The organism is Candidatus Paceibacterota bacterium (genome assembly GCA_041666545.1).
Classification (GTDB): domain Bacteria; phylum Patescibacteriota; class Minisyncoccia; order Phycocordibacterales; family JBAYGS01; genus JBAYGS01.
The window spans coordinates 270,354-292,348 of the sequence record JBAYGS010000001.1; the positions used below are offsets into that span (position 1 = coordinate 270,354).

Below are 21,995 nucleotides of genomic sequence, written 5' to 3' on the forward strand. Positions count from 1 at the left end.
AATAGATTTAATTCTTAATCATGCTAAGATTGAACCTGTTAGCAACTAGCAAAAATATCAAATGGAGAAAAATTCTTTAACCTTACCGGCCGCAATTGTGATTGCCGGAGCTCTCATTGCCGGGGCGGTTTTTTACGCTTCTTATACGCCAAGTACTACCCCATCAGTCCCAACCGGAAGGGCCGTGAGCAATGAGAGTGAGATAAATCTCAAAGCAGTTTCCGCCGACGAACATATTTTGGGTAATCCTAACGCCCAACTAAAAATTGTTGAGTTCTCTGATACTGAATGCCCATTCTGCAAGACTTTCCACACCACCATGCAGCAAATCGTGAGTAAGTACGGCAAAACCGGAGAAATTGCCTGGATTTACCGCCACTTCCCGCTTGATAACATTCACCCAAAAACTCGCAAAGAAGCCGAGGCCACCGAGTGCGTGGACGAGCTTAAAGGCAACAGTGGTTTTTGGACATATCTCAACGCAATTTTCAGCACTACTCCGGCCAATAACAATCTTGACCCGGCGGTGCTACTTCAATTGGCCAAAGCCGAGCAAGTTAATGAGCAAAGTTTCCAAACTTGTTTGAATAGCGGCAAATACGCGCAAAAAGTAGACGACCAATATCAAGACGGCATCGGGGTCGGAGTCCAAGGCACGCCCCACTCGGTGATTATTGCCGACAAGCCGTTTTCTAGCCAAACCATCGCCTCCGTTTTGGCTCTATACGAAAAATATCGAGACTCGCAGACAGGCGAACTGCCAGTCAAAACCTCGACCGATGGCCTAAAAGTTAGCGTAAGTGGCGCCATTCCCTACCCATTGTTTGAGCAAACAGTTTCTCTCTTACTCGGCAAGTAACCTGAGAATCTCAACTCAGAAGCGGACTAAACTGACAGACTCGATTTGAAATTTTTTGCCAGAACGCAATACTCGCACTCTTTTTGCCTACCAAAAGGTTTAAAATTACAAGGTAAGTCGAGCCACTTACCCGAAGAAAGCAGGAAGTTGTAATCTTTGATGTCCTTGCGTAAAAGTTCAATCTCAGTAGAGCCAATCTGTCTTTCATAAAATCTATCCCTATCACCAACCTCAGCCTCGACAAAGAAAAGTCGTGAGAGCGATACCGGTTTTTCATTTTTTACCTGCATCAACAAATATGAATACATGGCCAGCTGACGCAACAGATCACTCATTCGCCCATCCTCCGTATTCTTCTCAATCTCCTTTCGGGTTTTAACCTTACCAGTTTTAAAATCAGTGACGGAAGAAGTGCCGTCAGGCAAAGCCTCAATCAAATCAATTTTTCCGGTAATCGCAATATTCGGAACGTCGGGGTCTCGATAAGAAGCAATGTTTGTCTCTGACCGAGCTTCGCCAAGTTTAGGCACAAAATCGACAACCAAAGGTTCCAAAATTGCGAATGCATCTCTAGAAAATCGAACCCTTTCGCGATCATCCCAAATCAAGAGTTCATCCAATACTCCCGAAATCAAAACCGGCAACTCCTTTGGGGCAGTAATTTTATTTTTTAAAATTTTTTCAATCGCCGAGTGAACGAGATTACCAAAATGTAGACTCTCAGACTCCGGCTCAGGCAAACGGATAAAGTTCCTAAAATACCACTTCCAAGGGCAGCTAAAAAAGTTGTTGAGATGCGTGACCGACAGTGACCGGTCCGAGTACTCTTTCTTTACAAACTCGACAATTTCTTTCCTGGCATCCTCCGGGACAACAATCGGAGTCGCCGCAACATAAGCGAATAAATTTTCAGCTTGAATACTTTTTTCTGTCTCTCCGGCACTCCTTCTTTCAAAAAGTCCCTCGGGCATTTCCGCAATCACCTTGGCCAACTTCAAATCATTCCCGGAATAACTCATAACCGGATAAGATAGCGTCGAGTGACGTTTGGCGCGGGTAATCGCCACGTAGAGCTCACGTCTCGCGGTTAACTCATCCTTCTTAGCAATCTTCTCTTTGATTGATTCCGGCAAGGTAAAGCCTGAGTGCCTCCCTTTCATAATCGAATTCTCATCCAAATGCGCAATCCAAACGTATTCAAATTCCAAACCCTTAGAGCCGTGCATCGTGCTCACCCTTACCCCCTCATCACTTTCGAAAACCGCTAGCGGCACATCTTCACCGTAAGATTCAAGCCGATCAAGAAATTCCAGGAAATTCGACAAAGTCAGCTTATGATTCTTTTCCATTGAAACCAGGGCCAAGTGCAGCAAAGTCCGTACCACTTCAATTTCGGTAAGCAGTTTTCTGTGGCTGTCGGCATTCTGGAAAAATAATTCCGCGCCGACATATTGAATAAGTTCATAGACATCCTTCTCTCGTCCAACCTTGACAAAGCCGACAACAAGTTCGCCTAATTGTTTGATTTCGTTCTCCGCTTTTTCAAACGACTCAAGTGAAATTTTCTTACCTTGCAGACGTAAAAATTTATGAGCCTGAAGAAACGGTACGCCAGAAATAGTATCCAGCAAGAGTTCACCCAAATAAACAGGATCCGCCGGTGAGGCGATTACCCGAAAAATCCGTAGCAAGGATTGCGTCACCGGCAAACCCAAAAGCCTGGCAGATTTACCTCGCGCCACCGGCAAACCCAAATCCCTAAGAACCGCGACCGCCGTCCTGACCTGGGCTTGTTTGGGCACCAACAAGGCACACTCGTGAGGGGCGATTCCTTCCTCAATTTTTTTCTTAATTTCAAGACCGGCCGACAAAATTTCGTCTCGAGGATACTGCGCCTCAATCAAACGAATCGCTTGCGACCCGGCCTTGTTACCGACAAGCGGCTCTTTAACCAAATCACTTTGAAGCAGTTCCCCGGCCAAATCCAAAATATTCTGAGTCGAGCGGTAATTTTGCGTGAGCGCAATCAGCTTGGTACCCTGAAACGTTTCAAGAAAATTCTGAAAATGTGACAAAGAAGCTCCGCCGAAACCGTAAATAAGCTGACGATCGTCACCAACCACAAAAATATTTGGTTTCTCGACATCCGCCCAAACAGCACTCAAAAAACCATTTTGTACCCCACTTGAATCCTGGTGCTCATCAACCAGGACATAGAGAAAACGCTCACGAATCGTGTCGCGAACTTCAGACGACTTCGAAACCAGCTCAAGCAAATAGTCCAAAATATCATCGTAATCAACAAGATTGCGTGCCTTTTTAGTCCGCTCGTAAAGTTCGTAAAACCTAGCCGTCTCCGCCGTGCGCCCTTCAAGATTTTTGACCTTCTCTTTTTCTGCCGACTTCAATTGACCCTTCGTGGGTCCACGCGAAGACAAACTTTCGGGATTATTTTGAATTCTCACAACTTCCGATTCAATCTCTTTGGCGAAAACTGCCGGCACCATTCTCTCGCGCTTTAAAAGTGAAATTAGGGACTTTAAATCGCCGAAATTGTGCTCGCCACCACTCCGTAAACGCAAACACTCCCAGTCATTGTTTTCAAGCAATTCATCATAAAGCAGAACCGCATCTTTTTCATCAAGCAATTTCGGGGGGCGCTCCAAGGATAACTCCTCATAAAACTCTTCAATCAAGGAACTGGCAAAACTGTGAAAAGTGGAAATAACCACGCGCAGGGCCGATGGTCCGATGATTTCGGTCAAACGCTCACGCACGGCCTTCACGCCGGTATTAGTAAAAGTTAGACATAAAATCCCATCGGCCGGCGACAAGCCTTCCGCCAGAATTTTCGCAATTCGCATCGTCAAGACTTTGGTCTTACCAGTACCCGGCCCGGCAATTACCATCACTGGGCCATCAATAGTATCTACGGCCTTTTTCTGCTCCGGATTGAGATTCTTGTACAGCTCAACAAATTTTTCGTCTTTTTTCACGAGTTAAGTATAACATTCGGCAATTTGAGCCAAATTAAATCCTGACTTGCTTTTATCTGTAAAATATGTATAAATTATATAAGAAAAACTTATGAATATTATCAATATCATTCCCGTATTCTTTGACGGCCAGGGGACAGCAACCAGCTACAAGTTCAAGCCAAGAATCGTCCGAATGAGTCGGGTCGGCAAGAGGTTGCACTTCCTCCTTCGTCCGGCCAAAGGCCGCAAAAAACCCCACCTCAAGACCCCTCTTAAAACGGCCTAACTATTTTCACCACAACGCCCCGAAACCTTCGGGGCGTTTTTAATTAAAAACTCCATCCAACCTCTTGGTCAAATGGAGTCAGACTGACTATTCTAGAAACTACTCCGGGAAGAACGCGGACCAGAGGCGATGTGATAAACGGCTTTTTACCACCGCCATCTTGTCGAAATAAAGACGAGGGTCAGACAAGGGAACTGTTCCAACCACCCATTCATCTGACACGAACGCCAAAAATGGCGACACCCTCTCCTTGTTCATAGTGGTCAAAATTTCCCCATCAAAAAAGATCCGACTGGCATGCTGACCTTGCGCTGCCTCTTGCCACTCTTTTGGAATGAGCGACGACTCAGTTATCAGCCGACACAAGACTTCGATACCGAGTGGGATCCATGTCTGATGTTGCCCCATTTCCCAAAGCACTTCTCCTCCACTTAAGCTAAGTCGACTAGGGCCAACAAAGGCATCGCCACCGAGTAGTCGGATGTCCCTAATCCGGACAAGATCCACGGCACTCCACAATCTATCGCTCCGCCAATCTACCATCTTGCCACCGAAAAGCTTTTCAAGAGTAGCGCGTGTGGCCTTGATGTCTTTATTGTCGGAACCTGACTCACGGTACCAGAGCGCCTGCCGACACTTTACTGTGCTCATGTCAATCTCCTTATTTGAATTTTCATTCTTTGTTTTGGGTCAGAATTTGCACCTGTCTATCTTCTTTAATTATACACAAAACACCCGAACTGTCAATAGTCGAGCGTCCTTGCGCTTTTTCGGTAATTAATAGTTTCGCAGTCGGTTCACTCTCTCGTGCTGGCGGATTTTTTCGTGGGCCTTGGCTTCAATCTGACGAATTCGTTCGCGCGTGACCCCGAACTCCTTCCCCACTTCTTCGAGAGTATGAGTAATACCGTCCATCAAACCATGACGCATTTCCAAAATCTTTCTCTCCTTCGGTGAAAGATCGCCCAAAATTTGTTTGACTTGGTCAGCCAAAATTCGTCTCGAGGATTCCTGATCCGGTGAAAGGATTTTATCATCCGGCAAAAAGTCACCCAGGGTCGATTTACCGTCGTCACCCTCATCACCAACCGGTGATTCCAGAGAAACGGTATCTTGGTCAATTTTTTCAATTGAATAAACCTTTTCAACATCCAGACCCATTTCGGTCGCAATTTCTTCCGGCAAAGGTTCTCGGCCCAAGTCCTGTGACAGGCGTCTAACAACTTGTTTGTATTTGGCGATTGTTTCCACCATGTGCACCGGCACGCGAATCGTGCGCGACTGGTCGGCCAAGGCTCTAGTAATCGCTTGCCTAATCCACCAGGTGGCATAGGTCGAAAACTTGTAGCCTTTGGTCCAATCAAATTTATCAACGGCCTTGAAAAGGCCGAGGTTGCCCTCTTGAATCAAGTCGAGCAAGGTTAGATCAGGACTGCGGCCAACATATTTTTTAGCAATCGAAACCACCAAACGCAGGTTGGCGCGTGCGAGCAGATTTTTTGCCTCTTCGTCACCCTTCTCAATTCGCTTAGCCAAATCTTTTTCGGTTACGGCGGAAATCAAAGGATACTGGCCAATCTCCTTAAGATAGATCTGAATGGAGTCGTAAGATGAATCGCCTCGGCTATAGGAATATTTTCGGCTCGGCGCGACAGCTTCCGGCGCATCAATCTCCAACATGCCTCCCCCCTCCAAAATATCGATACCGGCCACCGAAAGTTTGTTGTAGAGCTCATCCAAAAACATCACATCCTGTTCAATGTTCGGAAATTCCTTGAGAATCTCGTCGTAGGTCACAAAGCCGCGTTCTCGGCCTTTCGTAATTAATTTTTCAGCCTTAGATAGCCAATCCCGATGCTTCCGGTCGGGCTTTTTCCCGGCAACCTTCGGCTTAACCCCCGTTTTTTTGGCTTTTACTTTGGCAACCTTCTTTTTTGGCTTTGAAGAGGCTTTCTTTGTGGAGGCTTTCTTCTTGCCAACTTGGCGTTTAGTAGTTTTTTTGGGCATTTTGTAAAGATTAATTATATATAAAAATAGAGTTTAAAGCGAGATGGGCTATTCAGGTCTTAAGTTTGAGCGAAATTTCGTGGCACTGCTTTAAAATCTTTTCAGCTTTAGCTTTATCACCCAAAACTTCGGCTTCTCTCAATTCGACCATGGCCGCACTTAGCTCTGACCTTAGGTTTTCCTTATAAAACTCACTGAACAACTCCGCGACTTCTCGATCCAATTTATTGGCATCAGCATAGGCCACTTCGGCCTCAAAGGATAACTCGGTTGCTTTCTTCTCATAAAACTTATCTACCTCCGCAAATTTTTCGACCCCTAAAATTTCCTTAAATTTTTGTTCCATCTCGGCAACCGAGATTAACGGTGTCGCGGCCAATCTCTGCCAATAAAGAATCGCAATTAGGCGTTTGCCGATATAATTTTTGCGAGTGACTTTTGGACCTTCCGCCACCTCCTCCTTTTCGATCTGCCTTTCTTCCTGATGCCTGACCTTGCCCAAATCTTCCCAGACGGCCTCTTCTTTCACCCCGAGTGCCCTGGCAACTTTGGCAACGGCTTGGGACTTCTCAATCGCGCTCTCCAAAAATGCTACATAAGGTAAAACTTCCTGACGGACTGCCTTAACTTTGTCGCGGCCACCTTTTTCAATCGCTCGCTTTAGGGCAAAATCAATTACATCAGTGCTTTCTTTGATGACCTTTTTCCAAGCCTCTTTGTCTTTAAGAATGAGCGAGGCCGGATCCTCGTCGGCCGGCAAATTGGCAACTTTCACCTCAAACCCCCTTTCCAGAGCCAGTTGGGTGCTTCTTAGGGCCGCTTTATAACCCGCACCATCAGCATCAAAAGCCATGATAATTCTTGATGACAGCCGATTCAAAAGAACCAATTGTTCTTCGGAGAGCGCTGTGCCAGAAGAAGCTACTGTGTTGATAAATCCGGCCTGGTGGGACATTAGTAAATCCATCTGCCCCTCAACCAAAATAGAATAATTAAGAGTCCGAATCTGCTGTTTCGCCTTATCAAAGCCAAAAAATATTTTCGATTTGGTGAAAAGCGGAGTTTCCGGACTATTGAGATACTTGGCCGACTTGCCGTCGTCGTGAAGAATTCGGCCGGAAAAAGCCACAACCCGACTGGAAGCATCACAAATCGGAAAAGCAATCCGGTCTCGGAAGGTGTCATAGACTCGGCCTTCAGATTTCTTAACCAAACCGGCCCTAAGCAAGATTTCCTCGCTAAACTTTCGACCCGCAAGCTCGTGCTCAAGAGTGTGCCAATCATTTAACGCGTATCCCAGCCGGAAGTCCGAGATAGTCTTTTCGGTCAATCCCCTTTTTAAGAGATAATCTTTCGCTTCAGAATTTTGCACCAAATTTTCTTCATAAAACTTGGCCGCTTCCTCCATTGCCTCAAACAATTTTTCTCTTTCATCTTTAACGGCGGGATTTTCAAAAACCACCGGCACTCCCGCGCGTTCACCCAAAAGCTTCAAGGCGCCAACAAAATCCAGACCGTCAATTTGCTGAACAAAACTGAAAATATCACCTTTCGCCCCGCAACCGAAGCAGTAGTAAGTTCCGCGATCCGGCGACACGAAAAAAGACGGCGTTTTTTCATTGTGAAATGGGCACCGGCCTTTTAGATTGGCGCCGGCGCGCGTCAGCTTCACATATGGCTCAACCACATCTTCAATCGAGAGCCGCTCTTTAATTTTTGAAGCGGTACTGCTCATTTAATAGATTTTAACCGACCCGAAAACTCCTACTAGTAGGCTTCGCCACTACCGTCAAAATAATCTTCTCGCACTTCCTGTTTAATGCTTCGAAGCATAATTTCTTTTGGACTGCCACGGAAACCGGTACCGGCTGGAATCAAGCGGCCAAGGATAACATTTTCTTTCAGACCGGCGAGATGATCGACACTGCCCCGAACGGCACTCGAGATCAAAACTCGGCTGGTGTGTTGGAAGGAAGCCGCCGACAAGAAACTGCGTCGTGACAAGGAAACTTCGGTAATACCCATGACCACCGAATCAGCCTTGGCTTCGAGTAAATTCTTTTCTTTAATCTCGTCATTGACTTGGCTAAGGTGTCGATTCTCGATGACATCACCCACTGAAAATTCGCTGTCACCGGCTTCTTTGACTCGCTTTCGCGAGAACATCTGACGAACAATGATTTCGATGTGTCGACGAGCTACTCGTTCACCCTGCAATTCATAAAGTTTGGAAACTTCGCTAATGATATAGCTTTCGGCTCGTTCTTTGCCGGCATATTTGAAGACTTCGTCGATATCAGCCGAACCGTCGGTGATAATATCGCCCTTCAAAACTTTGTCGCCAACTTTAACCAAAGGCATGCGTTTGTAGTGAACGAGATACTCAACTTCGGCTTTCTTCTTAGTTTTGCTCTTATCATGAATTTCCGGGGTGACAACAATAATCTTCTCCTTACCGTCAGTTTTGATTTCTGTGACCATTCCATCAACCCGATTCACCACGGCCGGATTTTTCGGACTGCGTTTTTCAAAGACTTCCTCGACTCGAGGCAGACCTTGAGTGATGTCGCCACCAACTGAAGCGGTACCACCGGCGTGGAAAGTACGCATAGTAAGTTGAGTTCCCGGCTCACCAATCGCTTGAGCAGCCACAGTACCGACAGCCTCACCCAATTCTACCGGTTTGCCTTTACCAAGATCCAAGCCATAACACTTGGCACAAATACCTTGAGAGGTTTTGCAGGTCAAAGGCGAGCGTACTTTAACTTCTGTAATTTGAGCGTCCTCAATTTCTTGCGCCTCGACTTTAGTCAGCAAATGCCCCTTTTTGAAAAGCACTTTGCCATTATGAACCAAATCATCTGGTAGAAATCTACCCTTGATGCTCTTGGCAATTGAGACATCCATACCAAGAGAAAGGTCTTTCCTGATAATTGCACCCTCTTTGGTACCGCAATCATCTTCAGTAATAATCACATCGTGAGCCACATCGAAAAGGCGTCGGGTTAGATAACCGGCTTTGGCGGTGTTTAGAGCGGTGTCAGTCAGACCCTTTCGAGAACCGTGGGTTGTAATGAAGTATTCAATCGGAGTAAGACCTTCCTTCATACAAGAAAGAATCGGGAATTCGATAGTTTCACCGCTCGTGCTCTGAATCAAACCTTTCATACCAACCATTTGGGTGATGTTGCCGAGTGAACCTCGAGCACCGGATTCCACCATGTCATGAACCGGGCCATTCTGATCCAAACTGTTAGGAATAACTTTTTCCAGCTCGGTTTTAGCAGACTGCCAAATTTCAATATTGATTCGGCGCTTTTCTTCCTCGGAGAGCAGACCTTCATTAAATTGCTCCTTAACTTCGCTGGCTTTCTTTTTGGCTTTCGCGACAATCTCGGTTTTCTCCTCTGGGATCATAACATCGTCAATGCCCCAAGTGACACCCGAAACCGTAGCGTATTTGAAACCGAAAGCTTTGATCCGGTCGAGAATTTCCGGAGTTTTGTCGATACCATAACGACCCATGACATCATCAATAATCTTAGCTAGAGCCTTCTTATTGATTTCTTTATTGATATAAGGGTAGTCTTCGGGTAGTACGCCGTTAAATAACAGTCGGCCAACTGAGGTCTCGAAAATTTCGCCATTGAAGCCACTGAACTTTTTGCTGTCATTGGCCAAGATTTTAATTTTTGAGCGGATACCGACAACACCGTAGGTTCGAGCGGTAATCGCGCTGTTTGGTCCTGGGAAAATTTTGCCCTCACCCAAACCGTTTTCCTCCAACTTGGTCATCCAGTAACACCCGAAAATAATGTCGAGCAATTTAGCGGAGATGATTGGGTCACCAGATCCCGGTTTCAGGATGTTTTTGTCCGAGGCCATAATTTCTCTGGCTTCCATTTGAGCTTCTTTGGACAACGGCACATGAACGGCCATTTGGTCACCGTCGAAGTCGGCGTTGAAAGCGGTACAAACCAACGGGTGAACCTGGATGGCGTTGCCTTCAATCAGAATCGGCTGAAAGGCCTGAATACCAAGGCGGTGCAAAGTCGGCGCTCGGTTTAGGAGCACATACTTGTCTTTAATAATATCTTCCAAAATGGCCCAAACCTCCGGCACTCCTTCGTCGATCAAGCGACCAGCACCTCTAATGTTATAAGCCAATTCTTTCTCCAAAATCTTTGAAATAACGAATGGTCGGAAAAGCTCTAGTGCCATGTGCTTTGGCAAGCCACACTGATTTAGGCGCAAGGTCGGACCAACCACAATGACGGATCGACCGGAATAGTCGACTCGTTTACCCAAGAGATTACCTCTTAGCAATCCGCGCTTGCCTTTCAGGTTGTCGGCCAAAGATTTGAGCGGTCGCTTTTGAGCTTGGCTTAAAGCGCCGGCCGAATTACTACCGTGTCTGATTGAGTTGTCCAAAAGCGAATCTACCGCTTCTTGTAGAATTCTTTTTTCGTTTCGCAAAATAACCTCCGGCGCACTGATTTCCTTGAGCTTTTGTAATCGATTGTTTCGATTGATAACTCGTCGGTAAAGATCGTTCACATCAGAAGTGGCATAGCGACCACCATCAAGCGCCACCATCGGTCGAAGGGCCGGCGGGATAACCGGAATGCTGGTTAGAAACATCCACTCTGGCCTGACGCCCGAGCGCACCATGGATTTAACCAACGAAACTCGCTTCTGCAATTTTTCGCGCTCAGCCGCACTCACAGTTTCAAGTTGTTCAGTGACTGTCACCAACAATTTTTTCAAATCAATACCCTTGAGCAAGTTGAAGACCGCCTCGGCGCCGATTGAAGCTTCAAATAAACCGCCGTATTTAACTGAATATTTGTGATAAGTGACTTCGTCGATAATTGCCCCCTCTTTAACATCTTCGATTTCTTTCTTGGTGGTAAGCAAAAGCTCTTTTAGGGCTTCCTTGGTCTTTTCATCGTTAACCGACTTAACTTTGCTCTTGTATTCGGAATCCAATTCTTTTAGCACCCGCTCTTTTTGAGCCGGCACAACTTTGGTGATGATGTAGCTGGCAAAATAGATAACCTTCTCCAATTCGGCGGCCGGCATACCCAAAATCAAACCGATTCGAGATGGCATACTGCGCAAGAACCAAATATGAGAAACCGGCGAGGCCAATTCGATATGACCCATGCGCTCCCGTCTCACAATTGAACGAGTAATTTCAACCCCACACTTCTCGCAGACAATTCCTTTATAACGGATACCTCGGTACTTTCCGCAGTAACATTCATGGTCTCGATCCGGGCCGAAAATTTTCTCGTCGAAAAGACCGCTCTTCTCGCTTCTTTGAGTTCGGTAATTGATAGTTTCCGGCTTGGTGACTTCCCCGTGTGACCACTCTTTGATTCTCTCCGGCGAGGCCAGACGCAACGCGACGGCATTGAAATCTAGGAGGTCTTCTTTTTTAATTTGTTTTAACATGTTGTTTATTTTAGGAAGTTTTAATTTAGCCGTTCATCGAGCGATCATCTTCCGAAGGCTTCTCTCGGCGCAAGTCGACATCAAGCGCAAGACCGCGAAGGTTGTTAAGCAAAACATTGAATGAGGCCGGAATATTCGGCGGTTGCAGACGCTCACCTTTGACAATCGAGTCGAAAGCCGCCGAACGACCCATAATATCGTCAGACTTAATCGTGAGCATTTCTCGCAAAGTGTGCGCCACGCCATGACCAAGCAAGGCCCAGACTTCCATTTCACCAAATCGCTGACCACCGTTTTGTGACTTACCTCCCAAAGGCTGTTGAGTAATCAAAGAGTAAGGACCAATCGAACGCATGTGGATTTTATCCTCAACCATGTGGTGCAGTTTCAAGATGTACATGTAACCGATGGCAATTTCCTGCTCAAAGGCTACGCCGGTTCGGCCGTCATAGAGTTTAACCTTGCCGTTTTCCTTGAAGCCAGCCTTAACCAATTCAGACTTAATCTCCACATCAGTGGCACCGGTAAATGGCGGCACAATCGCCTGGTAACCCAAAGTGTTGGCGGCGAGACCGAGGTGCAATTCCAAAATCTGACCCAGGTTCATACGAGAAGGCACGCCAAGCGGAGTAAGAATCAAGTCAATCGGAGTACCATCGGCCATATATGGCATGTCTTCAACCGGCAAAATTTTCGAGATAACACCTTTGTTGCCGTGTCGGCCGGCCAATTTGTCACCGACAGAAATACTGCGAAGTTGGGCAACCTCGATATGAATTCGCTTAATGATACCGGAATCAAGTTTATCGCCTTTCTCGCGAGAGAAAATTTTCACGCCAATAATTCGGCCGCGCTTGCCACCTTCGATTCGCTTGGAAGTATCCTTAACATCGCGAGCTTTCTCGCCGAAAATCGATCGGAGCAACCTCTCTTCTGGGGTCAGTTGGGTTTCACCCTTCGGAGTAATCTTGCCGACCAGAATGTCACCCGGACGAACTTCAGCGCCAATTCTAATCACACCATCTTCAGAAAGATTCTTCAGTTTAGCTTCACCGACATTTGGGATATCGCAAGTGGTGACCTCCGGACCAAGTTTGGTGTCGCGCACATTGACCACAAACTCCTCGATATGAATGCTCGCAAATTTGCTCTCTTTAACCATTCGTTCGGAAACAATAATCGCGTCTTCGTAGTTTGAGCCGTTCCAGGACATGAAACCGATAAGCACATTCTGGCCCAAAGCCATTTGACCGCCGTCTGAAGAAGAGGTGTCAACCAGAACATCGCCCTTTTTAACCTTCTGACCAAGATCAACAACCGGTCGCTGATGGAAAGCCGTAAAACCGTTGGTTCGAGAAAATTGAACCAAATCATAGCTATATTCTTTACCTTTAGTTGATTTCATCGCGACATGGCGGCCATCAACCTTGGTGACAGTACCTTCTTCCGGTGCCAAGAAAATTCGGCCAGTGTCTTCGGCAGCTTTAGCTTCAATACCAGTCGCCACGAGCGGGGCTTCCGGAATAATACAAGGGGTAGCCTGCTTCTGCATGTTCGAACCCATAAGGGCTCGGTTGGCGTCATCGTGGTTTAAGAAAGGAATCATCGAAGTGGCAATCGAAAAGGCTTGAGTCGTACCAACATCGATGTAATCCACATCTTCGCGTTTAATCACTACCGGTTCACCCTTAATGCGAACCTCGACTTCCTTTTCCAGAATTTGACCGTCCTTATCGTAAGGTGTAGCAGCGTGAGCAATTTTAAAATTTTGCTCTTCGAGTGCGTTTAGATAATTAACTTCTTTGGTCACTTTACCGTCTTTAACTCTGGCGTAAGGAGTTTCGAGCATGCCGAATTCATTGATCTTGGCATAAGTCGACATCCTCAAAATCAAACCGATGTTCGGACCTTCCGGAGTATGAATCGGACAAAGTCGGCCATAGTGAGACGGGTGCACGTCGCGCACCTCAAAGCTGGCACGCTCGCGAGTAAGACCGCCCGGACCCAAAGCTGAAAGAGTTCGCAAGTGCTCGATTTCCGCCAAGATATTTTCCTGTTGCATAAACTGCGACAACTGGTTGGTGGTGAAAAATTCTTTGAGGCGAGCCTGAAGTGGTCGCGGAGAAATAAACTGAATTGGCATTGTAAAATCAGTGTCGACAGTAGACATTCGATCCTGAATGTTTCGTTTCATTTGAGTCATACCGACTCGGAGTTTCTGTTGCATCAATTCACCAACCAAACGGACTCGGCGGGAACCAAGGTGGTCAATATCATCCTCACGCGCCTCTGGAGTGTTGTTGAGCTTAATGACATTGGAAACCAAAGTCACCACATCATCGAGCGAAATGGTGCGTCTTTCCAATTCTTTTTCATCCATCGATTTGCCAAAACGGTCATTGAAGCGAAATCGGCCGACTTTGGAGATGTCGTATCGGTCGGCGCTAAAAATCGACTTAATGAATTCGCGGGCGTTATCAATTGTCGCCAAATCGCCGTCGCGCAAGCGTTTGTAGATTTCCAAATAGGAGTCATCTCTGGTCTTGGCGTGATCCTTGGCCAGGCTGGTCTCAATCGGCAATTTAGCGTGCTCAACATTGGCAAAAAGAGCCTTAATGTCAGAATCGGTCTCAACACCCAAAATTCGCAGGAGTGAGGTGACGGCAAATTTTCGTTTACGATCGATGCGAACATAGATAGCACCGTCGGCTTCGGACTCAATTTCAATCCAAGCGCCACGGGCCGGAATGATTTTAGCGCCAAAATATTTTCGGCCACGAATTTCTTGAGCGGTAAAAAACATACCGAAAGAACGGGCCAATTGCGGGACAATGACTCGTTCGATGCCGTTGATGATGAAGGTACCGTGCGGGGTCATCAATGGAAAGTCAGCCAAGAAGATTTCTTGCTCTTTGACCGTGCCCAAGGTTTTGTTCTTGAGCTTGACCATGGCCTTGAGCGGGACTTCGTAGGACATTTTATTATCCTTGGCGAAGTGTTCGTTGCCTTTTGGCTTGGCCAACTCGAAACTGGTGAAAGACAGCTCAAACTTTTTGTCAGAGTAGTCTTTGATTGGCGAGAACTCGGCAAAAATTTCTTTGAGGCCTTTCTCGAGCAACCAATCGAATGAGGCGATCTGCGATTCCACAAAGTTTGGGAAATCAATCAACGGCTTTTTAAACCGACTAAAATACTTTTTCGGACGCTTGCCGTAAGGCACGAAAGACTTGTCTTCTGTTTGCATAATAAATTATTAATTAACCCGCTCTAATAATTAAAAACAAAAAAGCACCTTTAAATAAAGGTTCTTTAGGTGCGCTTCAAACTATTCTAAGTGAGTAAGCAAGATGCGCTTGATTAAAGGAGTTTTCACCCCTTACTTGATAAGCTTCGCCTCAAAAGCTCAGTCATAACTCAATCCTGCTTTGATTCGAAGAGTATAGCCGACCTATCATTTTTTGTCAACCTGAGCAACAAGGGCTGTGGATAACCATAATCAGTATGGGCATTCAGTATCAAAATGGATAGGTTGCGTATCTAGGATACTCAAGGATTTTCTTTCTCCCTGTCCCCATACCATATACCAAATACTATATACCTTATACCCCCTTCTTCTTCCACTCCTCAATTTTTGCCCTATGACCGGAAAGCAGAACCTTCGGAACTCTTAATTTCTTACCCTTATATTCCAAAACTTCCGGACGAGTATAAACATCGGAACTTGAGACTCGCTCTTCTTCGCGAGAATCGAAATTACCCAAGACTCCCTCAACCTGTCGCGACACGGAATCAATAATCGCCATCGCTGGTAATTCCCCACCCGTTAAGACATACGGCCCGATTGAAATTTCCTCAACTTTAAATGCCTTCTTCACCCGAGCATCGATCCCCTCATATCGGCCACAGATGATTATCAGATGCTTAAATTTGACGAGTTTTTTTGCGGTACCGGTTTCAAACTGTTTCCCGCCCGGACTTAGCCAAATTATTTTAACTTTCTCAACTATTCGCCTATTCGCGCGAATTAGAGAACAGTTTGATTTGGCTTTTTCAATTGCTTTAATCACAGGGAGAGCTTGAATCACCATGCCAGGGCCACCCCCATAAGGCGGGCGATCGATGTGCTTAAATTTGTTATCAGAAAAATCGCGTGGATTATAAAATTAAACTTTAATTTTCTTATCCTCAATCGCCCGCTTCAAAATCGACTCCCCTAAGTAGGAATCGAAAGCATTTGGGAATAAGGTGATGATGTGGAAAGTCATAGTGAAAGTATATAGTATAAAGTATCTGGTATATAGTATAAATGCAAGAAAAAAGCCCATCGCGCGCGGCGCGCGATGGGCGACTGTCTAAGACTAGATTTTGGCTGGAGCCAAATTTGGGAGAAACTCGGAAGAGGTCATTTTTTGACCATCTTGGTCAGCAAATTTGAACAGCGCATGGCTGTCCTGCCTTTCAGGGTCGTGCACCAGTTCAAACCCCTAGAAACGAAGTGGCCGGCCAAGGGAGTCCTCACACGGCTTAAGAGTCACCGGATGAATGAGGACATCGTGTCCCAACTTCAACCGCCATTCTTTTCGCGCCATGCGCCCCCTCACCGACTCGAGAATCATCTCACCCTTAAGCTCTACACCCCAATTCCCCGCCATGGCAGTAATACCAGCATAATCGCGACCAAAAACCTCGTTGACCGCCTCAGCGAAAGCTCCAAGGTCGAGTCGATTGGTAGAACCTGGCTTCGTCGCGATCGAACCGCCCTCAAGCGCCAGCGCAACCATACCCCGGCATTCGTCGAAATTAGCAGCGAGAGCAATCACCGAATTTTTCGGGATGGCACCAGCATCAATACACAAGTAATACCAATCATTAAAGAAGAACAGGCCCTTCAAATTGTCCTCTCCACCAACCAGACTAAAACCTCCGGTTAGCATGATGAGCGGCTGAAAAACTTTTGGGTCAACCTTGTCCTTGATTTGGTCAAAGAGATACAGGACATCGGCGGTAGTCGCGATTGACCAGGCACGACCATAAAGCACTTCCTTTATGACATTAGCTTGAATTGACACAACAATCCTTTGGTTAAGGTTTCTAAACTTAAGATACGCTTGTTCATTTTTTTGTCAACAAAAAGGCCCGAGTTTCGCAGGAGCGAAACTCGGGCCTGATGGGAAGGCTCACAAGGGCAAGATAAAATCGAGCCCCTCTTGCTTGAATTTGAAATGCTTCGGAAACCAGCTATCATTCGGATTGGCAACAAACGGCACATGCGCCACACCGAAGCCGCTCTCCTTAGAATACCAGATCGCTTTCTCGATCAGCACCTTGAAAATTTTGAGAGCAAGAGCGTCGCGCTTAATCCAGTTGAGCGTCATCGTGTCATGAAGCGTGACAAACTTGCGGCGCAACATCGAAACCTCGGACAGAAAAATTATCCCGACGATTCGACCGCGAATGTCCCTAGCAACGATAGCAGTGTTATCCTCAAACAAGGCCTCAATCTCTTCGCTTTTGATATCCGCGCCAGCATAATGCCGGCGGTACAGGCCCAAAATAGCTCTGGCATCCGCCTCAATTGTCGGCTCCGAATAAAATATCTCGGCAGTCAATTTCATATGAATAACCTTTCGCTTGGAGTTCTTTTTTAAATATACACATATTTTAAACTTTGTCAACACAAAATCGCCTTCCCCTCACCGCCGACTTTCTAGTCGGCGGAATTTTTGTATTTATTTGTCATAAACCAATATACGCCATGGCGTATATTGGTTTATTAAAAAATTTAGCCGGCCCATGATGGACCGGCTACTTTGTCTTCAAAAAACCGAACTGGAACTAGGTAAGACCAAGGACATCTTGCATGCTGTACACACCAGGATCTTTGCCCTTGACCCACGACGCCGCGATGAGCGCCCCGTTGGCAAACGCTTCACGGCTTGAGGCCCGGTGAGTCAGCTCAACACGCTCGCCGTCACCGGCAAAGATGACGTTGTGATCACCGAAGACGTCACCGCCACGCAGAGAGTGAACGCAGACTTGACTTGAATCACGAATGTCAGTCTGGCCTTTCGAACGACCATGAATCACGGTCGCCGCGCCACGCTGACGAGGATGAACCATCTGCTCAAGCTGCTGATTGCGAACATGGGCCAGGATATCGGCAATAGTCTGCGCTGTTCCACTTGGTGAATCCTTCTTCTGCCGGTGATGCATTTCAACAACTTCAAGATCATAGTCCGGCCCAAGCCGCATCGCCGCCTGACGCGCCAACCAGAACAAAAGATTCGCACCGAGGCTGAAGTTAGTGGTGAGCACGATCGGTATCACGCCAGAGCAATCTTTAACAACCCTTAGCTCTTCTGGTGTATAACCAGTGGTACCAATCACCATGGCTTTGCCGAAACCGGCACAGCGCCTGGCAAGATCGGGCGTGACGTGATGCACACTGAAGTCGATAATCACATCAGCCTGGTCAGGATGCACTAACGGCTCAGTACAAACCTGTTCATCCCATCCTCCGATGATTTTGATACCGGGAAATTTCGAGGCGCATGCGAACAGCATTTGACCCGTCTTTCCCTTGTATCCATTCACGATGGCCCGAACTTTTTCATTTTTAGTATTCATTCGTCAGTCTCCGTTGTTTTGTTTTTTCCTGTTTGGCTCTACTTTCTATATCCAATACTACACACGGTCGTTTCAATGTCAATAAAATATAGTCCCCCAGGACCGAGCCATATGAATAACACAAAAAACTGCCTCTCGGCAGTTTTTTGCTTCACGACTCCTGAATCCAAATTCTTGAATCGTGAATCTATTTAGATCTTGAGGTCATCCATCGCCTCGTCGACAGTCTTCGTAGTCTTTGGGACATGAGTACTGCCTTCCGGCTCGTTGATTTTCAGATTAACTCGAGAGTTATTCTTCATACCAACTACACGAAGCAGGGTGCGGATCGCTTTGGCGGTGTTTCCCATCCGGCCAATGATCTTACCCATATCTTCTGGATTGACTGAGAGAGTGAGAAGCACTCCCATCTCATCTACGGTTCGAGCAATCTTGACATCGTTCGGATTGTCGACCAATCCTTTAACAACATACTCAAGAAACTGAACATCTTGTTCTGTAGACATTTCAATCGTGCGTTTATTTCTGTTAAGTCTGCAGTAAACGACCGTTTCGGTACTGCTCGCTGAATTATATACTATTTCTATGAAAAATGCAAGGGGTGTCTGTGTATAACAAAAACACCATTTTAGGGTGTTTTTGGGGATCTTTAGTTTAAGTGATTTAGACAGTCGGAGCTTCGGCTTTGACCTCGCTCGGGGCTGGAGTGACTCCGGCTGGTGGTACAGCTTTCTTTTCGACTGGTTTCTCTTCTTTTACAATCGGCTTTTTCTTTGGCAAAACATTAATTTTCTTGCCTTGAATAACTTTGGCCGAGATTAACATATTATGAACCGTATCAGAAACTTGAGCACCCTTGGAAATCCAGTGCTTAATTCTTTCAGTATCAAGTCGGTTATTACCCTTGTTGCCTTTGGCCTCCCGCGGATCATAAGCGCCGACAACCTCTAGGGCCTTGCCGCTTTTTGGACCATTTTTGGAATCAGTGACGACAATTCGGAAAGTCGGTTCATTGCGTCGTCCCACTCGCTGTAGTCTTATAATTAACATTGTCCGGCTATGCTAACAAAAAGCCATTTAAAATGCAAACTGGCCTGAAACTTGAAGTTTAAAACTTGAAACATGGGAGCTCTCGGTTCATCGCCTACTGCCTCAAGCTTCATGTTTCATGTTTCATTTTCTATGTTAGAATGCCTAAATGTCAAAATACCCCAAATCTGACTATTCCAAGCCAAAATCCCACAAAACCGAGACTCTGACGGGCATAATCCACCTCACCAGCAAAGCCGTCGGCTATGTGACAACCGAAAAATATCCCGAGGATGATATCGAAATCGCCCCGGAAAATCTGGCCACCGCGCTTCATGGCGACGAGGTGACAGTCGGCGGAATTTACAAAAACCCCAAAGGCCGAAAAGCTGGCCGCGTTATTGGCATCAACAAACGGGCCAAGAGTCGGTTCGTTGGAACACTCGAAACTACCAAGGGTGGTTTTTTCCTGCTCCCCGACGACAAGAAAATGTACGCGGATATTTTTGTCCCCCAAAAATCCGGCGCCGAGAGTGGCCTCAAGGCCTTAGTCGAGATTCAAAACTGGCCGGAGAAAAGCAAGCACCCAGAAGGTCAAATTATAGAAATCATCGGCAAGAAGGGCGACAACGACACCGAAATGCACTCGATTGTAATGGAGCGTGGTTTTCGAATTGGCTTTTCACCTGAAGTTGAAGCTGAAGCTAAGTTGATTAAAGGTCAGGAAATGCCAATCAGTCCGGCCGAGATTGCCACCAGAAAAGATTTCCGAAATACCTTAACTTTTACCATCGACCCGGCCGACGCGAAAGATTTTGACGACGCCGTTTCCTTCAAAAATCTTGGGGGCGGCAAGTACGAAATCGGCGTGCATATTGCCGATGTCTCCCACTTCGTGCGCGAGGGTTCCAAACTTGATCGCGAGGCCATCAAGCGCGGTTTTTCGATTTACCTCGTCGACCGAACCATTCCCATGCTCCCGGAAATTCTCTCCAACGATTTGTGCAGTCTAAATCCCAAGGAAGACAAGCTCGCCTTCGGCGCAGTCTTCGTGATTGACGATAAGGCCAGAATTACTGAAAAATGGTTTGGCAAGACAATTATCAATTCTGACAAACGCTTCACTTATGAAGAAGCTCAGGAGACAATCGATGGTAAGAAAACTGATTATCGTGAAGAACTTTTGACCTTAAACCGTCTTGGCAAAATTATGCGCGAGGAAAAATTTCGAAAGGGCGCGATTGATTTTGAACAGGACGAAGTTAAATTTGAATTGGACAAAACCGGCAAGCCGATTCGAATTTACAAAAAGCAGCGCCTGGATGCCCACAAGCTGGTTGAAGAATTTATGCTCCTCGCCAACAAAGAAGTCGCCGAGCTGATTTATCGCGCGCAGGAAAACCGGAAAACCGAGGGCGCCTTTTTGTACCGCATTCACGATGTACCGGACCGCGAGAAAGTGGCCGATTTGCAGGTATTTCTCCGCGCTTTAGGCTATGACCTACCGGTCGGCAAAGGTGGCAAAGTGAGCGCCAGAGACTTACAAGCCATTCTCAATCAGAGCGTGGGCAAAGCTGAAGAGGCCATGATTCGGGGCGCCGCTGTTCGCTCCATGGCCAAAGCTATCTACTCCACCAAGAATATCGGCCACTTCGGCTTAGCTTTTGAATACTACGCTCACTTCACTTCCCCAATCCGTCGTTATGCTGACCTCATGGTTCACCGCGTGCTTTTTGCCAACCTGACCCGCCGGCCTTTACCAAAGGAGACTTGGACCCAGTACGAAAAAATTGCCGAAACTATCACCGAACAAGAAATCAACATCGCCGGAGCGGAGCGGGATTCAATCAAATACAAACAGGTGCAATTTATGCAGGAGCAAATCGGTAAAGAATTTGCCGGCGTCATTTCCGGAGTCACTGAATGGGGTATCTATGTGGAGGAGGTAAACACTCGGGCCGAAGGTATGATTAAGATTCGTGATCTTGGCGACGACTACTACAATTTGGATGAAAAAAATTACGCTTTGGTCGGCGAAAAAACGAAAAAAAGATTCAGCTTGGGCGATAAGGTCAAGTTCAAAATTGTCGGCGCCGATTTGGAGAGAAAAACTTTGGATTTCCAGTTGATTAAGTAATTTAAAAGGCCCGCGCATCGGATGCGCGGGCCGCTTGCTTCAAATATTCGGAACCTTCGAAAGATAGAACTCGTACCTGCCACCACCTCTGGGGATAAAGTACGCCCCGAACATGGTGGCCCCAGACCCCGGACTTAGCACCACATCAATTTTCCCAAGCATCAGCCGGCGATGTTCGGCAATCGACATGTTGGCCATAACCTTGAGGCGTGCTAGTACAAATGAACGCATTTTCGGAACGATAGTCGTAACAGGAACCCAATCAAAGCTTTCCGAGGACAGGCCCGCCACGACCACAGGGTTGTTATCGTGAGCGGCGAACATTATGTCTCGATAACCCGCGGTGAGACACATGTTGATTGCTTGGTTGACCATCTCAATGAGAGGTGTCTCTTCGGGAATCGGGATCACCGCATGACCGGCCGGCTGTCTATCCGGCCCCCGCGGCAAAGATATTCTGATTTCCGGCGGTTTGGGCCGGGACGGCATCTGTGAAGCTACCCCTTGGGGAACCGTGTAAGCTTTTGCCTCACCTACCGAAACCGGCTTCGCTGGCAAGCTGATTCTCACAGTTGCCGGCTTTTTTCTTCCAGGTGTGTCTGACATATCTAGCCT

At 46.7% G+C, this 21,995-nt stretch carries 15 protein-coding genes and 1 pseudogene; 3 read left to right on the plus strand and 13 right to left on the minus strand.

The annotated features are described in order from the left end of the window. Positions 1-61: 61 nt before the first annotated feature. Positions 62-859: a DsbA family protein gene (locus WCT25_01530; GenBank protein ID MFA6536096.1), complete on the plus strand. Its 798-nt coding sequence runs from the start codon at positions 62-64 to the stop codon at positions 857-859. 26 nt (positions 860-885) lie between these two features. On the opposite strand, the gene WCT25_01535 is transcribed toward WCT25_01530, so the two are convergent. Further along, positions 886-3,855 carry an ATP-dependent DNA helicase gene (locus WCT25_01535; protein MFA6536097.1) on the minus strand — a complete coding sequence of 990 codons (2,970 nt, stop codon included), beginning with the start codon at positions 3,853-3,855 and terminating at the stop codon, positions 886-888. Between the two features lie 91 nt (positions 3,856-3,946). On the opposite strand from WCT25_01535, the gene WCT25_01540 reads away from it, so the two are divergent. Further along, positions 3,947-4,123 carry a hypothetical protein gene (locus WCT25_01540; protein MFA6536098.1) on the plus strand — a complete coding sequence of 59 codons (177 nt, stop codon included), beginning with the start codon at positions 3,947-3,949 and terminating at the stop codon, positions 4,121-4,123. A 99-nt stretch (positions 4,124-4,222) separates the two neighbouring features. Here WCT25_01540 and WCT25_01545 read toward each other — a convergent pair whose 3' ends face one another. The 11 genes and pseudogenes from WCT25_01545 to rpsP form a co-directional block, all read right to left on the minus strand. After that, positions 4,223-4,774, minus strand: coding sequence for a hypothetical protein (locus tag WCT25_01545; protein MFA6536099.1), 552 nt, complete (start codon positions 4,772-4,774; stop codon positions 4,223-4,225). Between the two features lie 126 nt (positions 4,775-4,900). Continuing rightward, positions 4,901-6,130: a sigma-70 family RNA polymerase sigma factor gene (locus WCT25_01550; protein MFA6536100.1), complete on the minus strand. Its 1,230-nt coding sequence runs from the start codon at positions 6,128-6,130 to the stop codon at positions 4,901-4,903. A gap of 52 nt (positions 6,131-6,182) precedes the next feature. Beyond that, a complete protein-coding gene (dnaG, locus tag WCT25_01555; GenBank protein ID MFA6536101.1) occupies positions 6,183-7,865 on the minus strand; it encodes a DNA primase in 1,683 nt (560 codons plus the stop codon). A 32-nt stretch (positions 7,866-7,897) separates the two neighbouring features. Continuing rightward, the gene (gene rpoC / locus WCT25_01560; GenBank protein MFA6536102.1) at positions 7,898-11,587 is read right to left on the minus strand and encodes a DNA-directed RNA polymerase subunit beta'; all 3,690 of its coding nucleotides are present in this window, start codon (positions 11,585-11,587) and stop codon (positions 7,898-7,900) included. Positions 11,588-11,612: 25 nt separating this feature from the next. Continuing rightward, positions 11,613-14,831, minus strand: coding sequence for a DNA-directed RNA polymerase subunit beta (locus WCT25_01565; protein ID MFA6536103.1), 3,219 nt, complete (start codon positions 14,829-14,831; stop codon positions 11,613-11,615). A gap of 355 nt (positions 14,832-15,186) precedes the next feature. Then, positions 15,187-15,732 (minus strand): annotated as a pseudogene (locus WCT25_01570) (tRNA (guanosine(37)-N1)-methyltransferase TrmD). A 339-nt stretch (positions 15,733-16,071) separates the two neighbouring features. Beyond that, the gene (locus WCT25_01575; protein MFA6536104.1) at positions 16,072-16,656 is read right to left on the minus strand and encodes a hypothetical protein; all 585 of its coding nucleotides are present in this window, start codon (positions 16,654-16,656) and stop codon (positions 16,072-16,074) included. Between the two features lie 108 nt (positions 16,657-16,764). After that, positions 16,765-17,202, minus strand: coding sequence for a hypothetical protein (locus WCT25_01580; protein MFA6536105.1), 438 nt, complete (start codon positions 17,200-17,202; stop codon positions 16,765-16,767). A 220-nt stretch (positions 17,203-17,422) separates the two neighbouring features. After that, positions 17,423-18,214 (minus strand): 4-hydroxy-tetrahydrodipicolinate reductase, encoded by a 792-nt coding sequence (gene dapB, locus WCT25_01585; protein MFA6536106.1) that lies wholly within the window; start codon positions 18,212-18,214, stop codon positions 17,423-17,425. A 191-nt stretch (positions 18,215-18,405) separates the two neighbouring features. Then, a complete protein-coding gene (locus tag WCT25_01590; GenBank protein ID MFA6536107.1) occupies positions 18,406-18,720 on the minus strand; it encodes a KH domain-containing protein in 315 nt (104 codons plus the stop codon). A gap of 157 nt (positions 18,721-18,877) precedes the next feature. Continuing rightward, entirely contained in the window at positions 18,878-19,264 is a 387-nt protein-coding gene (rpsP, locus tag WCT25_01595; protein MFA6536108.1) for a 30S ribosomal protein S16, read from the minus strand. Positions 19,265-19,412: 148 nt separating this feature from the next. Between rpsP and rnr the strand changes: the two genes are divergently transcribed. Next, positions 19,413-21,380 carry a ribonuclease R gene (rnr, locus tag WCT25_01600; GenBank protein MFA6536109.1) on the plus strand — a complete coding sequence of 656 codons (1,968 nt, stop codon included), beginning with the start codon at positions 19,413-19,415 and terminating at the stop codon, positions 21,378-21,380. A gap of 39 nt (positions 21,381-21,419) precedes the next feature. On the opposite strand, the gene WCT25_01605 is transcribed toward rnr, so the two are convergent. After that, positions 21,420-21,986 carry a hypothetical protein gene (locus WCT25_01605; GenBank protein ID MFA6536110.1) on the minus strand — a complete coding sequence of 189 codons (567 nt, stop codon included), beginning with the start codon at positions 21,984-21,986 and terminating at the stop codon, positions 21,420-21,422. Positions 21,987-21,995 lie beyond the last annotated feature (9 nt).

Coding starts and splice junctions, on each gene's coding strand:
- WCT25_01530 (MFA6536096.1), top strand. CDS start 62: ATGGAGAAAAATTCTTTAACCTTACCGGCCGCAATTGTGATTGCCGGA.
- WCT25_01540 (MFA6536098.1), top strand. CDS start 3,947: ATGAATATTATCAATATCATTCCCGTATTCTTTGACGGCCAGGGGACA.
- WCT25_01545 (MFA6536099.1), bottom strand. CDS start 4,774: ATGAGCACAGTAAAGTGTCGGCAGGCGCTCTGGTACCGTGAGTCAGGT.
- WCT25_01550 (MFA6536100.1), bottom strand. CDS start 6,130: ATGCCCAAAAAAACTACTAAACGCCAAGTTGGCAAGAAGAAAGCCTCC.
- dnaG (MFA6536101.1), bottom strand. CDS start 7,865: ATGAGCAGTACCGCTTCAAAAATTAAAGAGCGGCTCTCGATTGAAGAT.
- rpoC (MFA6536102.1), bottom strand. CDS start 11,587: ATGTTAAAACAAATTAAAAAAGAAGACCTCCTAGATTTCAATGCCGTC.
- WCT25_01565 (MFA6536103.1), bottom strand. CDS start 14,831: ATGCAAACAGAAGACAAGTCTTTCGTGCCTTACGGCAAGCGTCCGAAA.
- WCT25_01580 (MFA6536105.1), bottom strand. CDS start 17,202: ATGAAATTGACTGCCGAGATATTTTATTCGGAGCCGACAATTGAGGCG.
- dapB (MFA6536106.1), bottom strand. CDS start 18,214: ATGAATACTAAAAATGAAAAAGTTCGGGCCATCGTGAATGGATACAAG.
- WCT25_01590 (MFA6536107.1), bottom strand. CDS start 18,720: ATGTCTACAGAACAAGATGTTCAGTTTCTTGAGTATGTTGTTAAAGGA.
- rpsP (MFA6536108.1), bottom strand. CDS start 19,264: ATGTTAATTATAAGACTACAGCGAGTGGGACGACGCAATGAACCGACT.
- rnr (MFA6536109.1), top strand. CDS start 19,413: ATGTCAAAATACCCCAAATCTGACTATTCCAAGCCAAAATCCCACAAA.
- WCT25_01605 (MFA6536110.1), bottom strand. CDS start 21,986: ATGTCAGACACACCTGGAAGAAAAAAGCCGGCAACTGTGAGAATCAGC.